The sequence below is a fragment of the Terriglobales bacterium genome (genome assembly GCA_035487355.1).
Taxonomy (GTDB): domain Bacteria; phylum Acidobacteriota; class Terriglobia; order Terriglobales; family Acidobacteriaceae; genus QIAW01.
Genome location: DATHMF010000025.1, coordinates 63,002 through 78,317, shown reverse-complemented (window position 1 = coordinate 78,317; position 15,316 = coordinate 63,002). Strand labels below are relative to the sequence as shown.

The 15,316-nt window shown below is 55.5% G+C and carries 17 protein-coding genes; 7 read left to right on the top strand and 10 right to left on the bottom strand.

The genetic code is table 11. The features are described 5' to 3' along the window. Window positions 1-85 precede the first annotated feature (85 nt). Entirely contained in the window at window positions 86-904 is an 819-nt protein-coding gene (locus tag VK738_05530; GenBank protein ID HTD22091.1) for an MBL fold metallo-hydrolase, read from the top strand. Between the two features lie 36 nt (window positions 905-940). Here the strand turns inward: VK738_05530 and VK738_05525 are convergent, their stop codons facing one another. Next, the gene (locus VK738_05525) at window positions 941-1,114 is read right to left on the bottom strand and encodes a hypothetical protein (protein ID HTD22090.1); all 174 of its coding nucleotides are present in this window, start codon (window positions 1,112-1,114) and stop codon (window positions 941-943) included. 339 nt (window positions 1,115-1,453) lie between these two features. Between VK738_05525 and VK738_05520 the strand changes: the two genes are divergently transcribed. From VK738_05520 to VK738_05510, 3 genes are all read left to right on the top strand, one after another. Then, window positions 1,454-2,224, top strand: coding sequence for a hypothetical protein (locus VK738_05520; protein HTD22089.1), 771 nt, complete (start codon window positions 1,454-1,456; stop codon window positions 2,222-2,224). Window positions 2,225-2,732: 508 nt separating this feature from the next. After that, window positions 2,733-4,733, top strand: a complete 2,001-nt coding sequence (locus tag VK738_05515; GenBank protein HTD22088.1) for a hypothetical protein — start codon at window positions 2,733-2,735, stop codon at window positions 4,731-4,733. Window positions 4,734-5,092: 359 nt separating this feature from the next. Beyond that, complete coding sequence (locus VK738_05510) at window positions 5,093-6,295, top strand: ankyrin repeat domain-containing protein (GenBank protein HTD22087.1); 1,203 nt, start codon at window positions 5,093-5,095, stop codon at window positions 6,293-6,295. Window positions 6,296-6,315: 20 nt separating this feature from the next. On the opposite strand, the gene VK738_05505 is transcribed toward VK738_05510, so the two are convergent. Next, entirely contained in the window at window positions 6,316-6,771 is a 456-nt protein-coding gene (locus tag VK738_05505; GenBank protein HTD22086.1) for a VOC family protein, read from the bottom strand. 228 nt (window positions 6,772-6,999) lie between these two features. Between VK738_05505 and VK738_05500 the strand changes: the two genes are divergently transcribed. Further along, complete coding sequence (locus VK738_05500) at window positions 7,000-8,292, top strand: Glu/Leu/Phe/Val dehydrogenase (GenBank protein HTD22085.1); 1,293 nt, start codon at window positions 7,000-7,002, stop codon at window positions 8,290-8,292. A gap of 107 nt (window positions 8,293-8,399) precedes the next feature. Next, on the top strand, window positions 8,400-9,086 hold the full coding sequence (pgsA, locus tag VK738_05495; protein HTD22084.1) for a CDP-diacylglycerol--glycerol-3-phosphate 3-phosphatidyltransferase: 687 nt from the start codon (window positions 8,400-8,402) through the stop codon (window positions 9,084-9,086). Window positions 9,087-9,237: 151 nt separating this feature from the next. On the opposite strand, the gene VK738_05490 is transcribed toward pgsA, so the two are convergent. From VK738_05490 to VK738_05475, 4 genes are read right to left on the bottom strand one after another with little or no spacing between them, the layout of a single operon-like run. Next, on the bottom strand, window positions 9,238-9,702 hold the full coding sequence (locus VK738_05490) for a hypothetical protein (GenBank protein ID HTD22083.1): 465 nt from the start codon (window positions 9,700-9,702) through the stop codon (window positions 9,238-9,240). 40 nt (window positions 9,703-9,742) lie between these two features. Next, window positions 9,743-10,000, bottom strand: a complete 258-nt coding sequence (locus tag VK738_05485; protein ID HTD22082.1) for a hypothetical protein — start codon at window positions 9,998-10,000, stop codon at window positions 9,743-9,745. Window positions 10,001-10,014: 14 nt separating this feature from the next. After that, a complete protein-coding gene (locus VK738_05480; GenBank protein HTD22081.1) occupies window positions 10,015-10,530 on the bottom strand; it encodes a nuclear transport factor 2 family protein in 516 nt (171 codons plus the stop codon). A gap of 47 nt (window positions 10,531-10,577) precedes the next feature. Continuing rightward, window positions 10,578-10,922 carry a hypothetical protein gene (locus tag VK738_05475; protein HTD22080.1) on the bottom strand — a complete coding sequence of 115 codons (345 nt, stop codon included), beginning with the start codon at window positions 10,920-10,922 and terminating at the stop codon, window positions 10,578-10,580. A gap of 96 nt (window positions 10,923-11,018) precedes the next feature. Here VK738_05475 and pgeF point away from each other — a divergent pair, with 96 nt between their 5' ends. Next, on the top strand, window positions 11,019-11,921 hold the full coding sequence (gene pgeF / locus VK738_05470; protein HTD22079.1) for a peptidoglycan editing factor PgeF: 903 nt from the start codon (window positions 11,019-11,021) through the stop codon (window positions 11,919-11,921). A gap of 5 nt (window positions 11,922-11,926) precedes the next feature. On the opposite strand, the gene VK738_05465 is transcribed toward pgeF, so the two are convergent. The 4 genes from VK738_05465 to purN all read right to left on the bottom strand — a co-directional run bounded on the left by VK738_05465 (window position 11,927) and on the right by purN (window position 15,276). Further along, window positions 11,927-12,238 (bottom strand): HU family DNA-binding protein, encoded by a 312-nt coding sequence (locus tag VK738_05465; GenBank protein ID HTD22078.1) that lies wholly within the window; start codon window positions 12,236-12,238, stop codon window positions 11,927-11,929. Between the two features lie 105 nt (window positions 12,239-12,343). Next, on the bottom strand, window positions 12,344-13,249 hold the full coding sequence (gene sppA / locus VK738_05460; GenBank protein ID HTD22077.1) for a signal peptide peptidase SppA: 906 nt from the start codon (window positions 13,247-13,249) through the stop codon (window positions 12,344-12,346). 102 nt (window positions 13,250-13,351) lie between these two features. Continuing rightward, window positions 13,352-14,617, bottom strand: a complete 1,266-nt coding sequence (gene tyrS / locus VK738_05455) for a tyrosine--tRNA ligase (GenBank protein ID HTD22076.1) — start codon at window positions 14,615-14,617, stop codon at window positions 13,352-13,354. A gap of 17 nt (window positions 14,618-14,634) precedes the next feature. Continuing rightward, window positions 14,635-15,276, bottom strand: coding sequence for a phosphoribosylglycinamide formyltransferase (gene purN, locus VK738_05450; GenBank protein HTD22075.1), 642 nt, complete (start codon window positions 15,274-15,276; stop codon window positions 14,635-14,637). Window positions 15,277-15,316: the final 40 nt, after the last annotated feature.

Genomic DNA, 15,316 nt, shown 5'->3' with positions numbered 1-15,316 from the left:
GGGCCGATAAGGACGATTGTAAGTCGGATATCAAATGGATAAGGCATATCCGGCAGAGCGCATTCGGCAGCAGGGAACTTGAAACATGCAGATTAAATTCTGGGGGGTGCGCGGCTCAACGCCCACGCCTCAGCCGGAAAACCTACGCTATGGCGGGAATACATCCTGCGTCGAGGTTCGCATCGGCGACCAGATCTATATCTTCGACTGCGGCACCGGCTTCCGCATCCTGGGGAAACAACTGGTAACCGAATTCAATGGGCGCCCGTTTAACGCGCACATCTTTCTTTCGCACTTTCATTGGGACCACATTCAGGGTATCCCGTTTTTCTGGCCGCTCTATAACAACAAAGAAAATCAGTTCTTCTTTCACTCCTCCAACCGCGGGCACAAGCTGCAACACGCTCTGGAAGACCAGATGTCAGACCCCTACTTTCCGGTCAACATGAACGAGATGAAGGCGCGCCGGAACTTTTATGACATCGAAGAGGGCAAACTGGCGTTTGATAATTGCGTGATCCAATCCCGGTGGCTGAACCACCCGCAGGGATGCCTGGGGTTCCGCGTCGAGACCGAAGACAAAGTGATTGTCTACGCTACCGATAACGAACCGGGACATCCGGTCTTCGACAAAAACGTGCGCAAGCTGGCCGAAGGCGCTGATGTGCTCATCTACGATGCGCAGTACCTGCCCGATGAATACCAGGCGCAAAAAGTCGGCTGGGGACACAGCCACTGGCGCGAGGGCGTCAATATTGCCATGGAAAGCGGCGCAAAAGAGCTGGTGCTCTTTCACCACGATCCTGACCACAACGACGCCTGCATTGATAAGATCGTCAGCACTGCGCGTGATTACTATCCTAAAGTCCGGGCTGCGTCCGAGGGGCTGGAAATCAATTTGTAATCTGCTGTTATCTTACGAGTTACCTCTGCCACCGGGTCAGGTGATGGAAAGCGGAGGGACTTGCTGGGTAGTCCTAAAGTGCTTGCGAGAGCCACGGGAGCCCGCGTCATTATTGAAGAAAACCGCTTCGCGGCGCGGGACTTGCTGGTAGTCTCGACTGTTGACATAGATGTAAACAGCGGTGCCCGGGCTGAAGCCGTGCTCTTCCACGGTGGTGCAAACTTTTACGGTAGTCCAAACATCTTAGGACCGGAGAATTTCGACACAAAAGGGATTCCTCCGCTACGCGTCGGAATGACAAGCAACGCATGCCCCACGGCGGAGTGGATACAGTAAGGGTAGCCGAAACAGTAATTGTGGAATCGCTGCACAAATCGCGATTGGCGATGAGTTGTCAAGGAGCAGAGGGGACGCAAAAGATCCCGGCATTCTCGAATGCCCAGCACAATGATGAACCATAATTACGAGGAAGTCAGCCTTTTGGGGCCAGAGTGGTACCACAAAAACAGCGGCAGAAACGCTCTAATTAACAGGACATAAACAAGGCTTATGGATACTTTGATCGCAGCGGGTCGCTTACTTTTTGCCATCCCCATTGGGGCTTTCGGCGTTCAGTACATCATTTATGGCCGGTTTTTGGGAGGCCTGCCTCCTGTGCCGCCCTGGACTCCTGGAGCTCCGGTCTTTGCTTATCTGACGGGCATTCTCCTGATTGCGATAAGCTTGAGTCTGGTGAGCAACACCAAGGCCCGCCTCTCGGCATCCCTGCTCGGCATTGGTTTCTTCTTGTGCGTGGTGCTGCTTCACACGTGGTTCTTTAGTGCCTCCAAGATATCCGCAATCCTGCACAACGGGACTGACCGAACCAGGGCATTTGAGCCCCTTGCCCTGGCGGGTGCAGCGTGGGTGCTGGCGGAAACCCTGCCCAATGAGAAGCCTTCTGTTCCCGGTACGAGAATGCTCGCCTTGTTCGGCCGCTTCCTCTTTGCGATTTCGATGATAATTTTCGGTATCCAGCATTTTGAGTATGCCAAGTTTGTGGCTTCTCTTATCCCATCGTGGATTCCGGGACACCTGTTTTGGACGTACTTCACAGGCGCCGGCTTTATCGCAGCCGGGGTTTCGATCATGATCAAAAAGTACGGACGCCTGGGAGCAACGTTGCTGGGCGTCATGTTCCTGCTATGGGTGGCGGTGCTTCATGCGCCCAGAGTAGCTACCCACCTGCACAATGGAGACGAGTGGAGCAGCGCATTCGTGGCTTTGGCGATGTGCGGGGCTTCTTTCATTGTCGCCGGAACTATGGCAAAAAAATCTTAATCCCATTTGCCTTCTTCGGGTGGATGAAGGAAAGGGGTAAACAATTTCAGAGTCCGTATATCTCGGCGCACCGGGGCTGAAGCCCGATTTTTTGTGATCCTTAACGCACGGCAAAAGCTGTGCTCTTCCACGGTAGTACAAACATCATTGTGGCACCGATGAATCCCGTGCCCTGACAAACACGGAAGCAGAGAGTTTCGGCACAAAAGGGATTCCTCCACTGCGTGTTCGGAATGACAAGAAAGCCGACTTTTCCGCAAGCTCTAAAGCCTTGCTCTTCCACGATAGTTCTCACACACGCTCTGAAGCCCATTTGTTTTTGCACCTCAACGCCGGCCTGAAGGCCGGCTCTTCCACGGCAGTGGATACAGTAACTATGGAATTGATATAACCAAGACACTCGATACCGTTTGGAAACCAGCGTTCCACCACATCAACAGGAAAATCCAGCGGACCGGATTTTTAGGACTGTCCGACAGGCGCAGAACCTTATACACTAATGCGCTTGATGAACAAACCTGCATCCCAAGATGGCCTTACGCGCCGTGAGTTGCTGCGACGATCAACCGCCGGAACGGCCGTGTTAGGCGCCGCACTGGTATTCCCGAAATGGGTCTTGGCTGCGGACGCGCACAAGGAACCTCAATCTCTCCACCACCAGCCGAAAGCAACGGCAAATCTTTACTCCGAGCTTTTGCAGAGCTGGTGCGACGGATTGGTGGCGCGGCAGGTAACGGCGATTCGCGAGCCCGGGCTTTACGGAGGTCTCCTGTGCCCGGCCTGTGCGCTCATCCACGGACGCTGCGCCGATGCGGTTTATCCGCTCCTGCGGATGGCGCGAACCACAGGTGAGTCGAAATATCTCCACGCTGCGCTGCTGGTGTACGACTGGTCAGAGCAGGTAAGCCGGCCTGACGGCAGTTGGGTCAATGACGTAAACCTGAGTCCGTGGAAAGGGATTACGGTCTTTCACACGATTGCACTGGCGGAAGCGCTGCAACACCACGGCTCACTGCTCGATGCCAAAACCCGTCAGCGCTGGACTGACCGCCTGGCGCGCGCCGCGAAGTTTCTCGACGGCTTCATGACCATGGAGACGGGTAACATCAATTACCCCATCACCAGCTCGTTCTGCTTTGCTCTCGTCGGCCAGGTGCTTGATGATCCGCACTATCTCGACCGAGCCCGGCAAATGGCCCACTCGAGCCTCGAATATTTCACTCCCAACGGTTTGTTGTTCGGAGAAGGCCATCCGCTGACGTCGATCAGTGCCAAGAAGTGCCGCCCCGTGGACCTGGGTTACAACGTCGAGGAATCGCTGCCCTCGCTCGCGCTCTACGCATTGCTCACAAACGACAAGCCGGTGCTTAACCAGGTAATCGCCGCGTTGCGGACCCACATGGAGTTCATGCTGCCCGACGGCGCATGGGACAACAGTTGGGGCAGCCGCAATTACAAATGGAGCTGGTGGGGCAGCCGCACCAGCGATGGTTGCCATCCGGGGTATGCCCTGCTGGCACAACATGAGCCAAAGTTCCTGGAGGTCGCGCAACGCAATCTTGAATTAATGGCGGCCTGCACCCATAACGGCCTGCTCTACGGCGGTCCGCACTACTTCGCACATGGAGACCTGCCGTGCATCCATCACACCTTTACGCACGCCAAGGTGCTGGCCACCGTGCTCGACCGCGCCCGCGCCGATGTGCAACCCTCGCCGCGACTGGCTTTGCCTCGCGATGAAGCCTACGGGCTGAAAAGTTATCCGGAAATTGGCACCCATCTAGCTGCAATTGGCGACTGGCGGGCCACGGTGACCGAATACGATTGGGAATATGTAGAACACGTACAGGCCGGTGGAGGCTCCTCTGGCGGGCATGTCACCGGCGGTGCTTTGTCGCTGCTATTTCATCGCGCGCTCGGCCCCACCCTGGTCGCCAGCATGACTCAATACCAGACGATAGAAATATCAAATCAGCAGGTGCATCACGATTATCCGCATATGGAGCTGACTCCACGTATCGAGTGCGTTGCCGGCGATCGCGTTTACACCAGCGTGAGTGACTTTGAAGCCGCGCTCACGGCAACCGCCGCCCTGGAGCAAATTACCTTCGATGCGCGTGGCCGCTTGCTGACGGCTGCACACCAGCCAGTTCCCAGCGGTGATGTGCACTATCATTTGACGTACCGCCTGACCGGAGCCACCGTGGAAATCGTCGCCAGCGCCGATGTCCCGGGTCCTGCCCCGCTGCGCTTCATCCTTCCGGTTGTCTCGCCGCATCAGGAAACGGTAGAGCAAATTGATCCCAAGACGGTTCGCATCGTGAAAGCCAAGGGAGAACTGTTGATCAGCACCGACGCGCCCCAAGGTTTCGAAACTCACACCAACGAGCGAACATTTAATCTGGTTCCGGGCTTCGAGTGCCTGCCACTCGCAATCACCATGCAGCCCGGCAAAGAGATTCGAATTTCGCTGAGCGCCGAGGGCCCACGCAAGACAGTTCCAAGTTAATGTTTAGAGTAGGACGAGACCTAAGCTAGACCGAGCACGTGATACGATCGCGCGGCGCCGGACGTTCGCTTGCGATTGACTTGGCCATCGGAGAGGGCTAGAGTGACTGTCAGCGCGAAGGGCGCATCCAGTCCGCGGAAAGGGCAGTGCCCACCTATCTAAATACAACTGAAGGTATGAACCTTCTTTCAGCCTGATTCGTGCGGACTCCAGGCATGCAGTGAAAGGAGATTCGTATACCAGACGACTTTTACCTACACCCATTTTCTCTACCACCTCGTCCCAATCTCGAGCAATACAAGAAGCTCGCCAAAGACCTGCAACACGCCTGCAAATCGGCTGATCTTGGCGCGGTTCGCTTGTGGGTCGAACGTTCCAAAGAAACGATTTCTCGCCTGCACGGCGTTGAGGTCACAGCGCAGGTCCGAAACGAAATCGATAAAAAAGCGCAGCAGATTGAGCAACGCTGGCATGAATTCAAGAAGTCAAATGAACATGCTGAACGGTGCACACTGGCGGGCGCACAACTCTTCCTTGCACGAGCGCACGGTTTCGCGAGCTGGCCAAAATTTGCCGAGCATGTAAAGGAGCTGGCGCGTGAAAATACGGCTGTTTCGAATTTCGAAACGGCCGTGGACGCGATTGTCAGCGGCAACGCAGCGAAACTCAAGAGGCTGCTGGACGAGAATCCGGAGTTGGTGCGGATGCGCTCCACCCGCGAGCATCACTCCACTCTGCTCCATTACGTCTCCGCGAACGGCGTCGAGGACTTCCGGCAGAAGTCGCCCAAGAACATTGTCGAGATCGCGAAGTTGTTGCTTGACTCGGGCGCCGACGTGAACACCGAGTCCGATGCTTATGGGGGGCGATCGACAACCCTGGGGCTGACGGCAACGAGCATCCATCCGGAAAATGCGGGGGTGCAGATCTCGCTGCTCGAACTGCTGATTAACCGCGGCGCAACCATCGACGCTCCGGATGGCGGCAGCGCCGTGGTGGGCTGCTTGCGGAACGGCCGCGGTGCGGCGGCGGGATACTTGGCGAGCCGCGGCGTGCGATTGGACCTCGAAGGAGCGGCGGGAGTCGGACGCCTCGACGCGGTACAGAGCTTTTTCAACCCTGACGGCAGCCTGAAGCCACCCGTGAGCGAAACGCAAATGATCTACGGATTGGGCTGGGCCTGCGAATTCGGCCACACCGCCGTCGTTGATTTCCTGTTACGCAAAGGCGTGAAAGTAGATGCGAAGCTGAGACGCGGAGAGACCGCTCTACACTGGGCGGCGTTCAGCGCTCATCGGGACGCGGTGAAACTGCTGCTGGAATACGGTGCCGCCGTCGACGTGATCGACAAAACGTACCAGAGCGCGCCTCTGGGCTGGGCGTTGCACGGGTGGGTTACTTCACCGGAACAAAAGCCATATTCCGAAGTCGTTGCGCTGCTGGTGCGCGCGGGCGCAAAGCCGGACCCGAAGTGGCTCGACGTCAACCGAGTGCGGCGCGATCTGGCAGAAAAGATTCGCTCCGATCTGCGCATGCAGGCGGCGCTCCGGGGAGAATCATGATAAACAAGGCTGGATCATGGTCAGCCCTTCACTTCTGAGAGCTTCGTATCCTCCGGCTTATCGGTTGCACTTTCGAATTCTATCCGGTAGCCGTCGGGGTCAGAGAGACAGGTAACCCACATTGCGTTCCCGACCTGCGGCTCTGATGCCTCGATGCCGCGAGACCTGACTTCCCGGTAGATCGCTACCGCGTCTTCACAGTTAAAACAGAGCGACACGCCCTCGCCCACCTTGCAAGCGGGCACCCACGAGTCGTGCCCCTCTTTGGAGAACTCCTGTAGCATCAGCGCTGCACCGCCCAACTCCAGCCAGCACCAGCGTAACTTCCCTTCAACCACCCACTTGTTCTTCATCACGAAGCCCAGGCCCTCCACGTAGTAACGAACCGACCGCTCCATGTTGGAGACGCGCAGGAATGGGACGACTTGTTTTACGTTTCCATCGGTCTTTGAATCAGAACTGGAACTGGCATTCATCTCTGTTTCTCCTGGTTTCGTTTGCGGAAGCGTTAAGCTGCATGGCTGCCGGAGAAAATTGCTGGCCGATAGGATCGCTCACTGATCCGGCCTGGTGCAAGGGAGTCTACTCTTGCCTAACTCTTATCAATTTCTTTATACTGTGAGTTTGCCCTTCTACACTCTATGCGTTTAGGGCTAGGCGGTTAGTATTTGTTCGACCAATGACCGCTGGAGAAGAATGTTTTCATGAGTACCACGTCTCGTATTGAAACCCCAATCACAATTTCCGTAGAGCAAGAACTTAACCCCTGGCAGTCGCAGGCAGCGCGCTTCGATTATGCCGCACAGAAGCTCAACCTGGATGAAGGCCTGTGGAAGATCCTGCGTTATCCCGCTCGCGAAATCATCGTCCACATCCCGGTTTTACTCGATAACGGACGCATGGAGGTCTTTACCGGATACCGCGTGCAGCACTCCATTGCCCGCGGCCCGGCCAAGGGCGGGGTCCGTTATTCTCCCGACGTTACCCTCGACGAGGTCCGCGCCCTGGCAAGCTGGATGACCTGGAAGTGTGCCGTGGTCAATATTCCCTTTGGCGGCGCCAAGGGTGGCGTGATTTGCGACCCCAAGAAGCTGTCGCAAAGCGAGCTGGAGAGAATTACGCGGCGTTACACTTCCGAACTGATTGAATTTATCGGCCCGGAAAAAGACGTTCCCGCTCCCGACATGAACACCAATGAGCAAATTATGGCGTGGATGATGGATACCTACTCCATGCACATGCGGCAAACGGTGACAGCGGTCGTGACCGGCAAGCCGGTGAACATGGGCGGCTCGCGCGGAAGGCGCGAGGCCACCGGGCGCGGTGTGATGATTGTTTGCGACGAGGCGCTGAAGAAGCTCAACATGGATCGCGAAGGCTGCCGCGTCATCATTCAGGGATTCGGAAACGTCGGCTCCAACGCCGCCCAGTTGATGTATCAGGACGGCTACAAAATTATTGGGATTATCGAGATCAACGGGTCGCTCCACAACCGCAACGGCATCAACATTGATGATCTGATCGAATACAAGAAAAAAAATAATACTATCGTCGGCTTCCCCGGCGCGGGAGCTGCCGACGGAGCCGAGCTCATGACCACCGAATGTGACATCCTTGCCCCCTGCGCTACAGAAAACGTCATCACCAGCAAGAACGCAGACAGGATCAAATGCAAGATCCTGTGTGAGGGCGCAAACGGTCCTACGACGGCGGTTGCCGATGACATCCTCGCTGAGAAAAAAGTATTTATCATTCCCGATATCCTGGCCAATGCCGGCGGGGTCACGACCTCTTACTTCGAATGGGTGCAGGACCGCCAGGGTTACTTCTGGAAAGAAGCGGTGGTGAACGAGCAGCTCGAGAGCATTATGAAGGAAGCTTTTGAAGATGTCGTACGCTACGCGGAGACCCATAACGTCAATAACCGCATCGCCGCTTATATGCTGGCAATTGACCGCGTGGCCTTCACCATCAAGCAGCGCGGCATCTATGCCTGAAGCTGCCGTGCTGTTTTTAAAGACTTGCCGCATGCAACTTCCCCCTTCAAACAGGGTGTATACTCAATGCAAATTGTCCACACGGCCTTGCCGGGTGATACCTGTGTGTGAATCTACCTAACTCCATCTCGCTGTCACGTATTGCCAGTATTCCGCTATTGATCTGGATTCTGTTAGGCAACTACTTCAGCAGCGAAAACGGACACAAAGAGCTGGCCGCCGCCACCCTGTTCATCCTGGCTTCGATTACCGACGGAATTGATGGCTACCTGGCCCGCCGCAGGTCACAGATCACCTCCATGGGTATGCTGCTCGACCCGCTGGCCGATAAGCTCATGGTCACGGCGGCTTTTGTTACGCTGGTGCAATTCAACCCGCGCATCGTGCCCGCCTGGGTGGCGGTGGTCATCATCGGACGGGAGTTTCTGGTCAGCGGATTGCGGTCCATCGCCGCCTCGGAAGGATTCACCATCGAGGCCAGCGATCTGGGCAAGTTCAAGATGCTGGTGCAGATTGTTTCCGTGGTGGCCGCGATTCTTGACCACCGCTGGGCCTGGTGGGACCTGCACAAACTTTACCTGCCCATCGGTCTTCCGGTTCACTTCATCGCGCAACTTTCCATCTGGTTCATGCTGACGGTCTCGCTGTTTTCCGCAGGAGATTACTTTGTCGGCTTCTGGAACAAAATTGATCGCCGTGTGGAACGCCGCCGTCGCCGTCCTTTTATATTGCGCCGGCGCAAAGGTACGCCCGTGGTTACCGCACCGCAACCGATTGATTCTTCGCCGCAGTAGTTAAAGTTGCGGGTTCCGATTGCCAGTTTCTTGGGTGATGAATGGCTGCTGAAATATTAGACGGACGGTTCGTTGTGCACGCCGGTCATCGTCAAGTACCGCACGAAAGAGTCGGGAACCCCTAGAGTTTGAAGACTTGTTGCGTTGATAGCTAAGGCTGCGACACTTTTCCCGGCGGCCCGCATCGTATCTTCAATGCACCGCTGGATATGTCTTTGCCGAATAGTAGGGAGAGCTCTGCTGGCGGGTAGACGCTTTCGCGCATGCAGGAGAACCACACAACCGGTCCATGCTTGGGCGTACCCTCAACTCCACCGACAGGATGCTCAGCCAGGAATCTACGTAGCCGACTTGCCTGGATCACATGACGGTCAAAGTGCACCAGGCCATTTGCATCGGTAGTCGCGACGTCACGATGAAAATCAAATTCAATACCCCACCACGCCCATTGTTCCTCGATCCGATAGCCTTGCACAGGTTTGCCTTGTAAATCCACCGCCTGAATCAGACGTGCTGGCGTTACTTCAAGCTCCAGCGGAAAAAGCAATACCGCAAGAGATATCGCAAGAAATATGGCCGCAACAAAAGCAATCACGGGCTTGGTTTGATAGGTCATGGTAGTTTCCATGGACTAACATTCACTGTAGGACATGAACTCAAACTTCCTTCAGCGATAACTTACTTCCCTTTTGCAAATATCCTTTGCGCTGGAACCAGTCTTCCAATGCTGCTTTGAGCTGGTCGAGGGGAACGCGGGAGCCGATTTCAAGCGATCCATCGGCGGTTGGCAGGGTGTCATCAAACATCTGGTCGTTGGTAAAGTCGCGCATGGCAAAATTATCCAGCCACTTGATGGGGCAAGGCTGCAACCCATTTTGGCTTTCATATTCAACGCGGATTTTGCGGGCGAACATTGAATTACAACTTTCTATTTTCCGACCTTTGAGCTGCCAGGCGCAGGCAAATCAACGGTGTGGACCAGTACCAGTTCCCACTCGTCTCCGTTCTTCCTGAAAACGTCTGCGAAAGAAGCGTCAGAACTGACCAGGGTCCCATTCTCAGCGCGTATTTTGGTGTTGCGTACACCAGTCACGGCGGCAACTGGACCAAAGATTTTTACCCGCATTTCATCGGCGCCCAGCCATTCAATGGTATCGGGAAGCGCCTGCACGTGCTTGAGAAACTGCGCGCGCGTCATCTCCGGCTGGCCGGGGGTAACATAAGCAAAATCATCGGCCAGAATGGCGTTGAGCTTATCGTTGTCTTTTTGGCGAATGGCAGCGAAGAATTCTTTTTCGAGTTCTACGAGCGCCAGGTCGTCGCTATGCGGAGCGCCCTGTGCTGCGGGCGTTGCAGGCGGCTTTTTTACATGATGCGTTTGGGCGTGGGCTGAGGACACGGCCACGCCAAGCGCAAGCAGAAGACATAGCAATTTACATTTCATGAGACCTCCAGAATGCCTGGAAGAACGTGGGATGTCCCCGCGAAAAGCTACGCCGCCCGTTCGCGCACCACGGCATCAAGATGATCGAGCGTTTCCTGCACCGTGAGCGTATACATTTCACGCCCGCTTTCCAGTCCCGACTCAATGGCGGTCTTGAGAAAGTGTCCGGCAATCTGGATGGCGAGCGCATCGCTGATCGTCTTGCCCGTGCGGCGCTTGTATTCCACCCAGGCGGGATGCGGCAGCGCGATCCAGATGGGGCGCCCGTTGGCGAGAAACTTGATGTCCACAGCGTCGGCGTGACGGGTGGCGATGGCCACGATGACGGCCTGGTAGATGCAATGAATTTCCTCGCCGGTCCAGCGGTCTTTAACTTTAAAGTCGGTGTACATGGTTGCTTAAAAATATATCACGGTGGGCCGATGGCGGACGCTGGCCGGCGCGGGCAGTTGGCCCGCCCTTTTACAAAACATTTAGAATCAAATGCGATGGCAACCACGACAGCTAAGAAGAGGAAACAACCCGCAGCCCAGCCACCGAAGATTTTGTCTGCTGAAAATTTTGTCCGACAACCCTGGCTGCTGCAAGGATGGAGCACGCGCCCGGGCGGCCGCTCAGACATTTATGGCCGGGGTGCGCTGAACCTGGGGTTCACCTCCGATGACAAGCGGGAGAATGTAGAGCAAAACCGCCAGATTTTTCTGCAACGCCTGGGAGCACAAAAGAATAAGAAACCGTTTCCACTGGTCACGCTGCGGCAAATCCACTCTGCCCATATTTATTTGGTAGACCGCGTTTTTGCCAAGCCTTTAGCTGGTGATGGGATGGTGACCAACAAGCCCGGCCTTGTACTGGGCATTCAAACTGCCGATTGCCTGCCGGTGTTGATTGCTGATCCGGTAAAAAAAGCCGTGGGGGCCTTTCATGCCGGGTGGCGCGGTACGCTGGCGCGCATTGTTGAAAAAGGCGTGGGAGCCATGCGCATGCATTTTGGCAGCGATCCGGAGCAGCTTCAGGCTGCGCTTGGTCCCGGCATTGGCGGTTGCTGTTACAGCGTGGGGGCTGAGGTGCAGTCGGAATTCGAAAGCCAGTTTGACTATGCCCAGGAGTTGTTTCACACAGTGTTCGAGTCGGACCCGGTTCGTGAGAAGTATCCAATGCTCTTTCTGACGGCGCGTGCGCCCGGACACAGCGACCTGGGGCCGCAGATCCACCTTGATCTGGTGAAGGCAAACCAGCGGCAGCTCTTGAGTGCGGGATTGAAAGAAGAAAATATCAGCGCTTCGTCTTTGTGTACGGCCTGCAACTTGAAATTGCTTTTCTCTCACCGCGCAGAGCGGGGGAAAACCGGCCGCATGATGGCGGCGATAGGAATCAGGCCGGCAGGTTAAAGAAGCTACTGCGGTGTAGTCGTAGGTTGCGTCTGGGCGTGGGTCTGGTTGACTACGTCTTTCAGTTCTTTGCTGGGTTTAAAGAACGGAATTTTCTTGGCTGGGACATCGACCCGCTCGCCGGTCTTAGGGTTGCGTCCTACGCGGGGCTTGCGCTGGCGCGTGCGGAAGCTGCCGAAGCCGCGGATCTCAATCTTATCGCCGCTGCGCAGCGAGTGCACAATGCTGTCGAAGATAGTATCAACGACAACCTCGCTGTCCTTGCGGGTGAGTTCCACCATTTTGGAGACTTCTTCGATCAAATCCGCTTTGGTCATAGACTAGCAATCTACCTGATAACAATGGTTTTGTCACTTCCGCAATGGGGCCGGTTTAGCAGTTTGGCTCAGCCGTAGGCAGTTAACCGATCTATTACTATCGTTTCACTTCCACAGGTAATAAAAGCCGACGTGTGTATCCAGCATTTTCGCTTTGTCGGGAACAAAATTGGAGACGTCGCCAGTCAGCACATCCAGCAATGTGCGGCGGTCTTTCTGGGGACGAACCAGCTCCGGCTCTCCCTTGATCCCCACCGATTTGGCGGTTTCATCCACTGCAGTCTGAAAATCGCCCAGCTTATCCACCAACTTCAGCGGGAGCGCCTGCTGCCCGGTCCAGACACGTCCATCGGCGATCGCCTTCACGTCCTCCACCTTCATTTTGCGGCCTTCGGCAACGGCAGAGATGAATTGCTGATGCATATCGTCAATCAGGCTTTGAAAGTAGGCCCGCTCCTCGGGGGTCATCTCACGCGCGGGATTGCCGGCATCTTTGAGAGCGCCGGCCTTCAGAGTCACGTCCTTGAGCTTGGCCCACTTCATGAGCTCTTCATAGTTGATCCACTCCGAGATGACGCCGATGCTGCCCACCACGCTGGCCGGGTTGGCATAAATTTTGTTAGTGCCGGAGGCGACGTAGTATCCGCCGCTGGCGCCGACCGACTCCACCGAGGCCACAATCGTCTTCTTCTTCTCGTCGCGGATACGGCGCACTTCGGTATAAATCTCCTGCGAGGCCGCTGCCCCGCCTCCGGGGGTGTTGATATGCAGGATGATGGCTTTGATGGAATCATCATCGGCAAAATCTTTGAGCTGCCCGACCACGGTTTGTGGCTCGATGATCACGCCTTCCAGATCAACAACGGCAATCTTGTCACCAAAACCGCTAAACTTTCGATCGCTGTGCATGGCCACGATCATCAGGGTGATAACGGCAACCATGAAGATGAAAAAAAAGCCTCCACCCAGCAACACCCAAAGCCATGTACGGGAGCGTTTCGTCTCTGTCATTGATATCTCATTCATAGATAGAGGTTAGTTTAGCACTACTGGGAGGCCCGGAAATAAGGCCCTTTTGTAAAGATGTGCTTGCAGGAAATTCTGTTAGGAATTTCAAGCAATAACTATCACTTTGCGGAGCTTGCGCCCAACCTGCACTGTTGCCTCAAAGGGAAAATTAGGGATAGCAAATGGAGGCTGAGCTACTATATTCCCGTTCAGCCGCACAGCCTTTTCTTTTATTTTGCGTTGGCCTTCGCTTGCTGAGGCAACCAATCCGCATTTTAAGAGCAATTTATCAACTCGCGCCTGATGATTGTTAGCAGCCGCGGGTTCAGAACCTGACGCGCCAATGTCGCCATATCGGACTGTTACAGTCTCTAGATTCTCCGGCACTTCATCGCGTTGGAACTGTTTTTCCCAATCCGCAGCGGCCTGGCGGGCAGACTCGGCAGAGTGAAAATCAGCAACAATTCTCTCTGCCAGCTCCTTCTTGGCTTTCATGGGATGCAAGGCGCCGGAGGAAACCTGTGATTTCATTTCCGCGATCTTCGCCGTGGAAAGATCGGTCAGCAACTCATAATAGCGCCACATGAGCTCATCGGAGATTGACATCACCTTGCCGTACATCTCCAACGGAGGCTCCTTGATGCCGACGGCGTTGCCGAGCGATTTCGACATCTTCTGCACACCATCAAGGCCCTCGAGGATCGGCGTCATCAAGATCACTTGTGATGGCTGGCCGTGTTGCCGCTGCATTTCGCGTCCGGTGAGCAAATTAAACTTCTGATCTGTCCCACCGAGTTCCACATCGGCCTCCAGGGCCACCGAGTCGTAACCCATCACCAGCGGATAGAGCAGCTCGTGCAGGGCAATCGGTTTTTCCTCCTGAAAGCGCGCATGAAAGTCTTCGCGCTCGAGCAATTGTGAGACCGTGTACTTCTCCGCCAGCCGGATAAAATCGACGGCGCTGAATTTCGAGAACCAGCGGCTGTTGAAATCGATCACTGTCTTCTTCGCATCGAGGATCTTGAAGACCTGCTCTTTGTAAGTCTCAGCATTGCGATCAATCTCTTCTCGCGTAAGCGGCTTGCGGGTTGCGCTGCGTCCGCTGGGATCGCCGATCATCCCGGTAAAATCTCCGATCAGAAAAATGGCGGTGTGGCCCAGGTCCTGAAAGTGCTTGAGTTTGCGAATCAGGACGGTATGGCCCAGGTGTAGGTCTGGCGCAGTCGGATCAAAGCCGGCTTTTACCCGCAGCGGCTTGCCGGTATTCCGAGAGTTTTCCAGCTTTTCGCGCAGCTCAGCCTCGCGGATGATCTCCGCCGAGCCTTTCTTGATGTAGGCAAGCTGCTCGTCCACAGGAGGAAAATTAGGCATAGCTTTCGATTATAAAGTTACGCGTGCCGCTCTGCGGCCAGCTTTATGTTCCCTGGCATCTGCACCCGGCGGCCAACGATTTCGTAGTTCCCTTCCAGCACAATGTTGATCGCCTCCGTGTAAGCAATGTGCTCTTGCTGCAGGATGCGAGCGGCCAACGCGTGATCGTCATCGGAATCCAGAACAGGCACAGTTCGCTGCACAATGATGGCGCCGTGATCGAGGTGTTCATCCACAAAGTGTACGGTACAACCCGAAACCTTCACGCCGTACTCCAGGGCCTGGCGCTGCGCCTCAAGTCCCGGAAAAGCAGGCAGCAGCGAAGGATGTATATTCAGGATTCTTTGTGGGAACTGCTGCACAAACCAGGGCGAGAGCAGGCGCATGTATCCTGCCAGACAAATCAAATCTACTTTTTTTTCTCTGAGTGCGGTCACAACTTCGGCATCGTGCGCCTCGCGCGCCTTGCCCTTGGAAGGAACCACCAGCGCAGGCAAGCCGCGCCTGCGGGCCGATTCGATTCCGCCAGCTTCGGCACGGTTGGAAATCACCAATGCGATCTCAGCATTCGCAATGCGCCCGGCAGAAATAGATTCGGCAATGGCTTCAAAGTTGGAGCCGCGTCCACTGAGCAATATGCCGAGCTTTTTGGTAACCATCAATTAGTTTTTACCACAGGCGGGCGGAATTTTAACCGCG

What these genes read in the sequence shown, in the direction of transcription:
- VK738_05520 (HTD22089.1), top strand. Translation starts at nt 1,454, where the DNA reads ATGGATACTTTGATCGCAGCGGGTCGCTTACTTTTTGCCATCCCCATT.
- VK738_05485 (HTD22082.1), bottom strand. Translation starts at nt 10,000, where the DNA reads ATGTTCGCCCGCAAAATCCGCGTTGAATATGAAAGCCAAAATGGGTTG.
- VK738_05505 (HTD22086.1), bottom strand. Translation starts at nt 6,771, where the DNA reads ATGAATGCCAGTTCCAGTTCTGATTCAAAGACCGATGGAAACGTAAAA.
- VK738_05465 (HTD22078.1), bottom strand. Translation starts at nt 12,238, where the DNA reads ATGACCAAAGCGGATTTGATCGAAGAAGTCTCCAAAATGGTGGAACTC.
- purN (HTD22075.1), bottom strand. Translation starts at nt 15,276, where the DNA reads ATGGTTACCAAAAAGCTCGGCATATTGCTCAGTGGACGCGGCTCCAAC.
- VK738_05530 (HTD22091.1), top strand. Translation starts at nt 86, where the DNA reads ATGCAGATTAAATTCTGGGGGGTGCGCGGCTCAACGCCCACGCCTCAG.
- VK738_05490 (HTD22083.1), bottom strand. Translation starts at nt 9,702, where the DNA reads ATGACCTATCAAACCAAGCCCGTGATTGCTTTTGTTGCGGCCATATTT.
- tyrS (HTD22076.1), bottom strand. Translation starts at nt 14,617, where the DNA reads ATGCCTAATTTTCCTCCTGTGGACGAGCAGCTTGCCTACATCAAGAAA.
- VK738_05515 (HTD22088.1), top strand. Translation starts at nt 2,733, where the DNA reads ATGAACAAACCTGCATCCCAAGATGGCCTTACGCGCCGTGAGTTGCTG.
- VK738_05475 (HTD22080.1), bottom strand. Translation starts at nt 10,922, where the DNA reads ATGTACACCGACTTTAAAGTTAAAGACCGCTGGACCGGCGAGGAAATT.
- VK738_05480 (HTD22081.1), bottom strand. Translation starts at nt 10,530, where the DNA reads ATGAAATGTAAATTGCTATGTCTTCTGCTTGCGCTTGGCGTGGCCGTG.
- pgeF (HTD22079.1), top strand. Translation starts at nt 11,019, where the DNA reads ATGGCAACCACGACAGCTAAGAAGAGGAAACAACCCGCAGCCCAGCCA.
- sppA (HTD22077.1), bottom strand. Translation starts at nt 13,249, where the DNA reads ATGACAGAGACGAAACGCTCCCGTACATGGCTTTGGGTGTTGCTGGGT.
- VK738_05500 (HTD22085.1), top strand. Translation starts at nt 7,000, where the DNA reads ATGAGTACCACGTCTCGTATTGAAACCCCAATCACAATTTCCGTAGAG.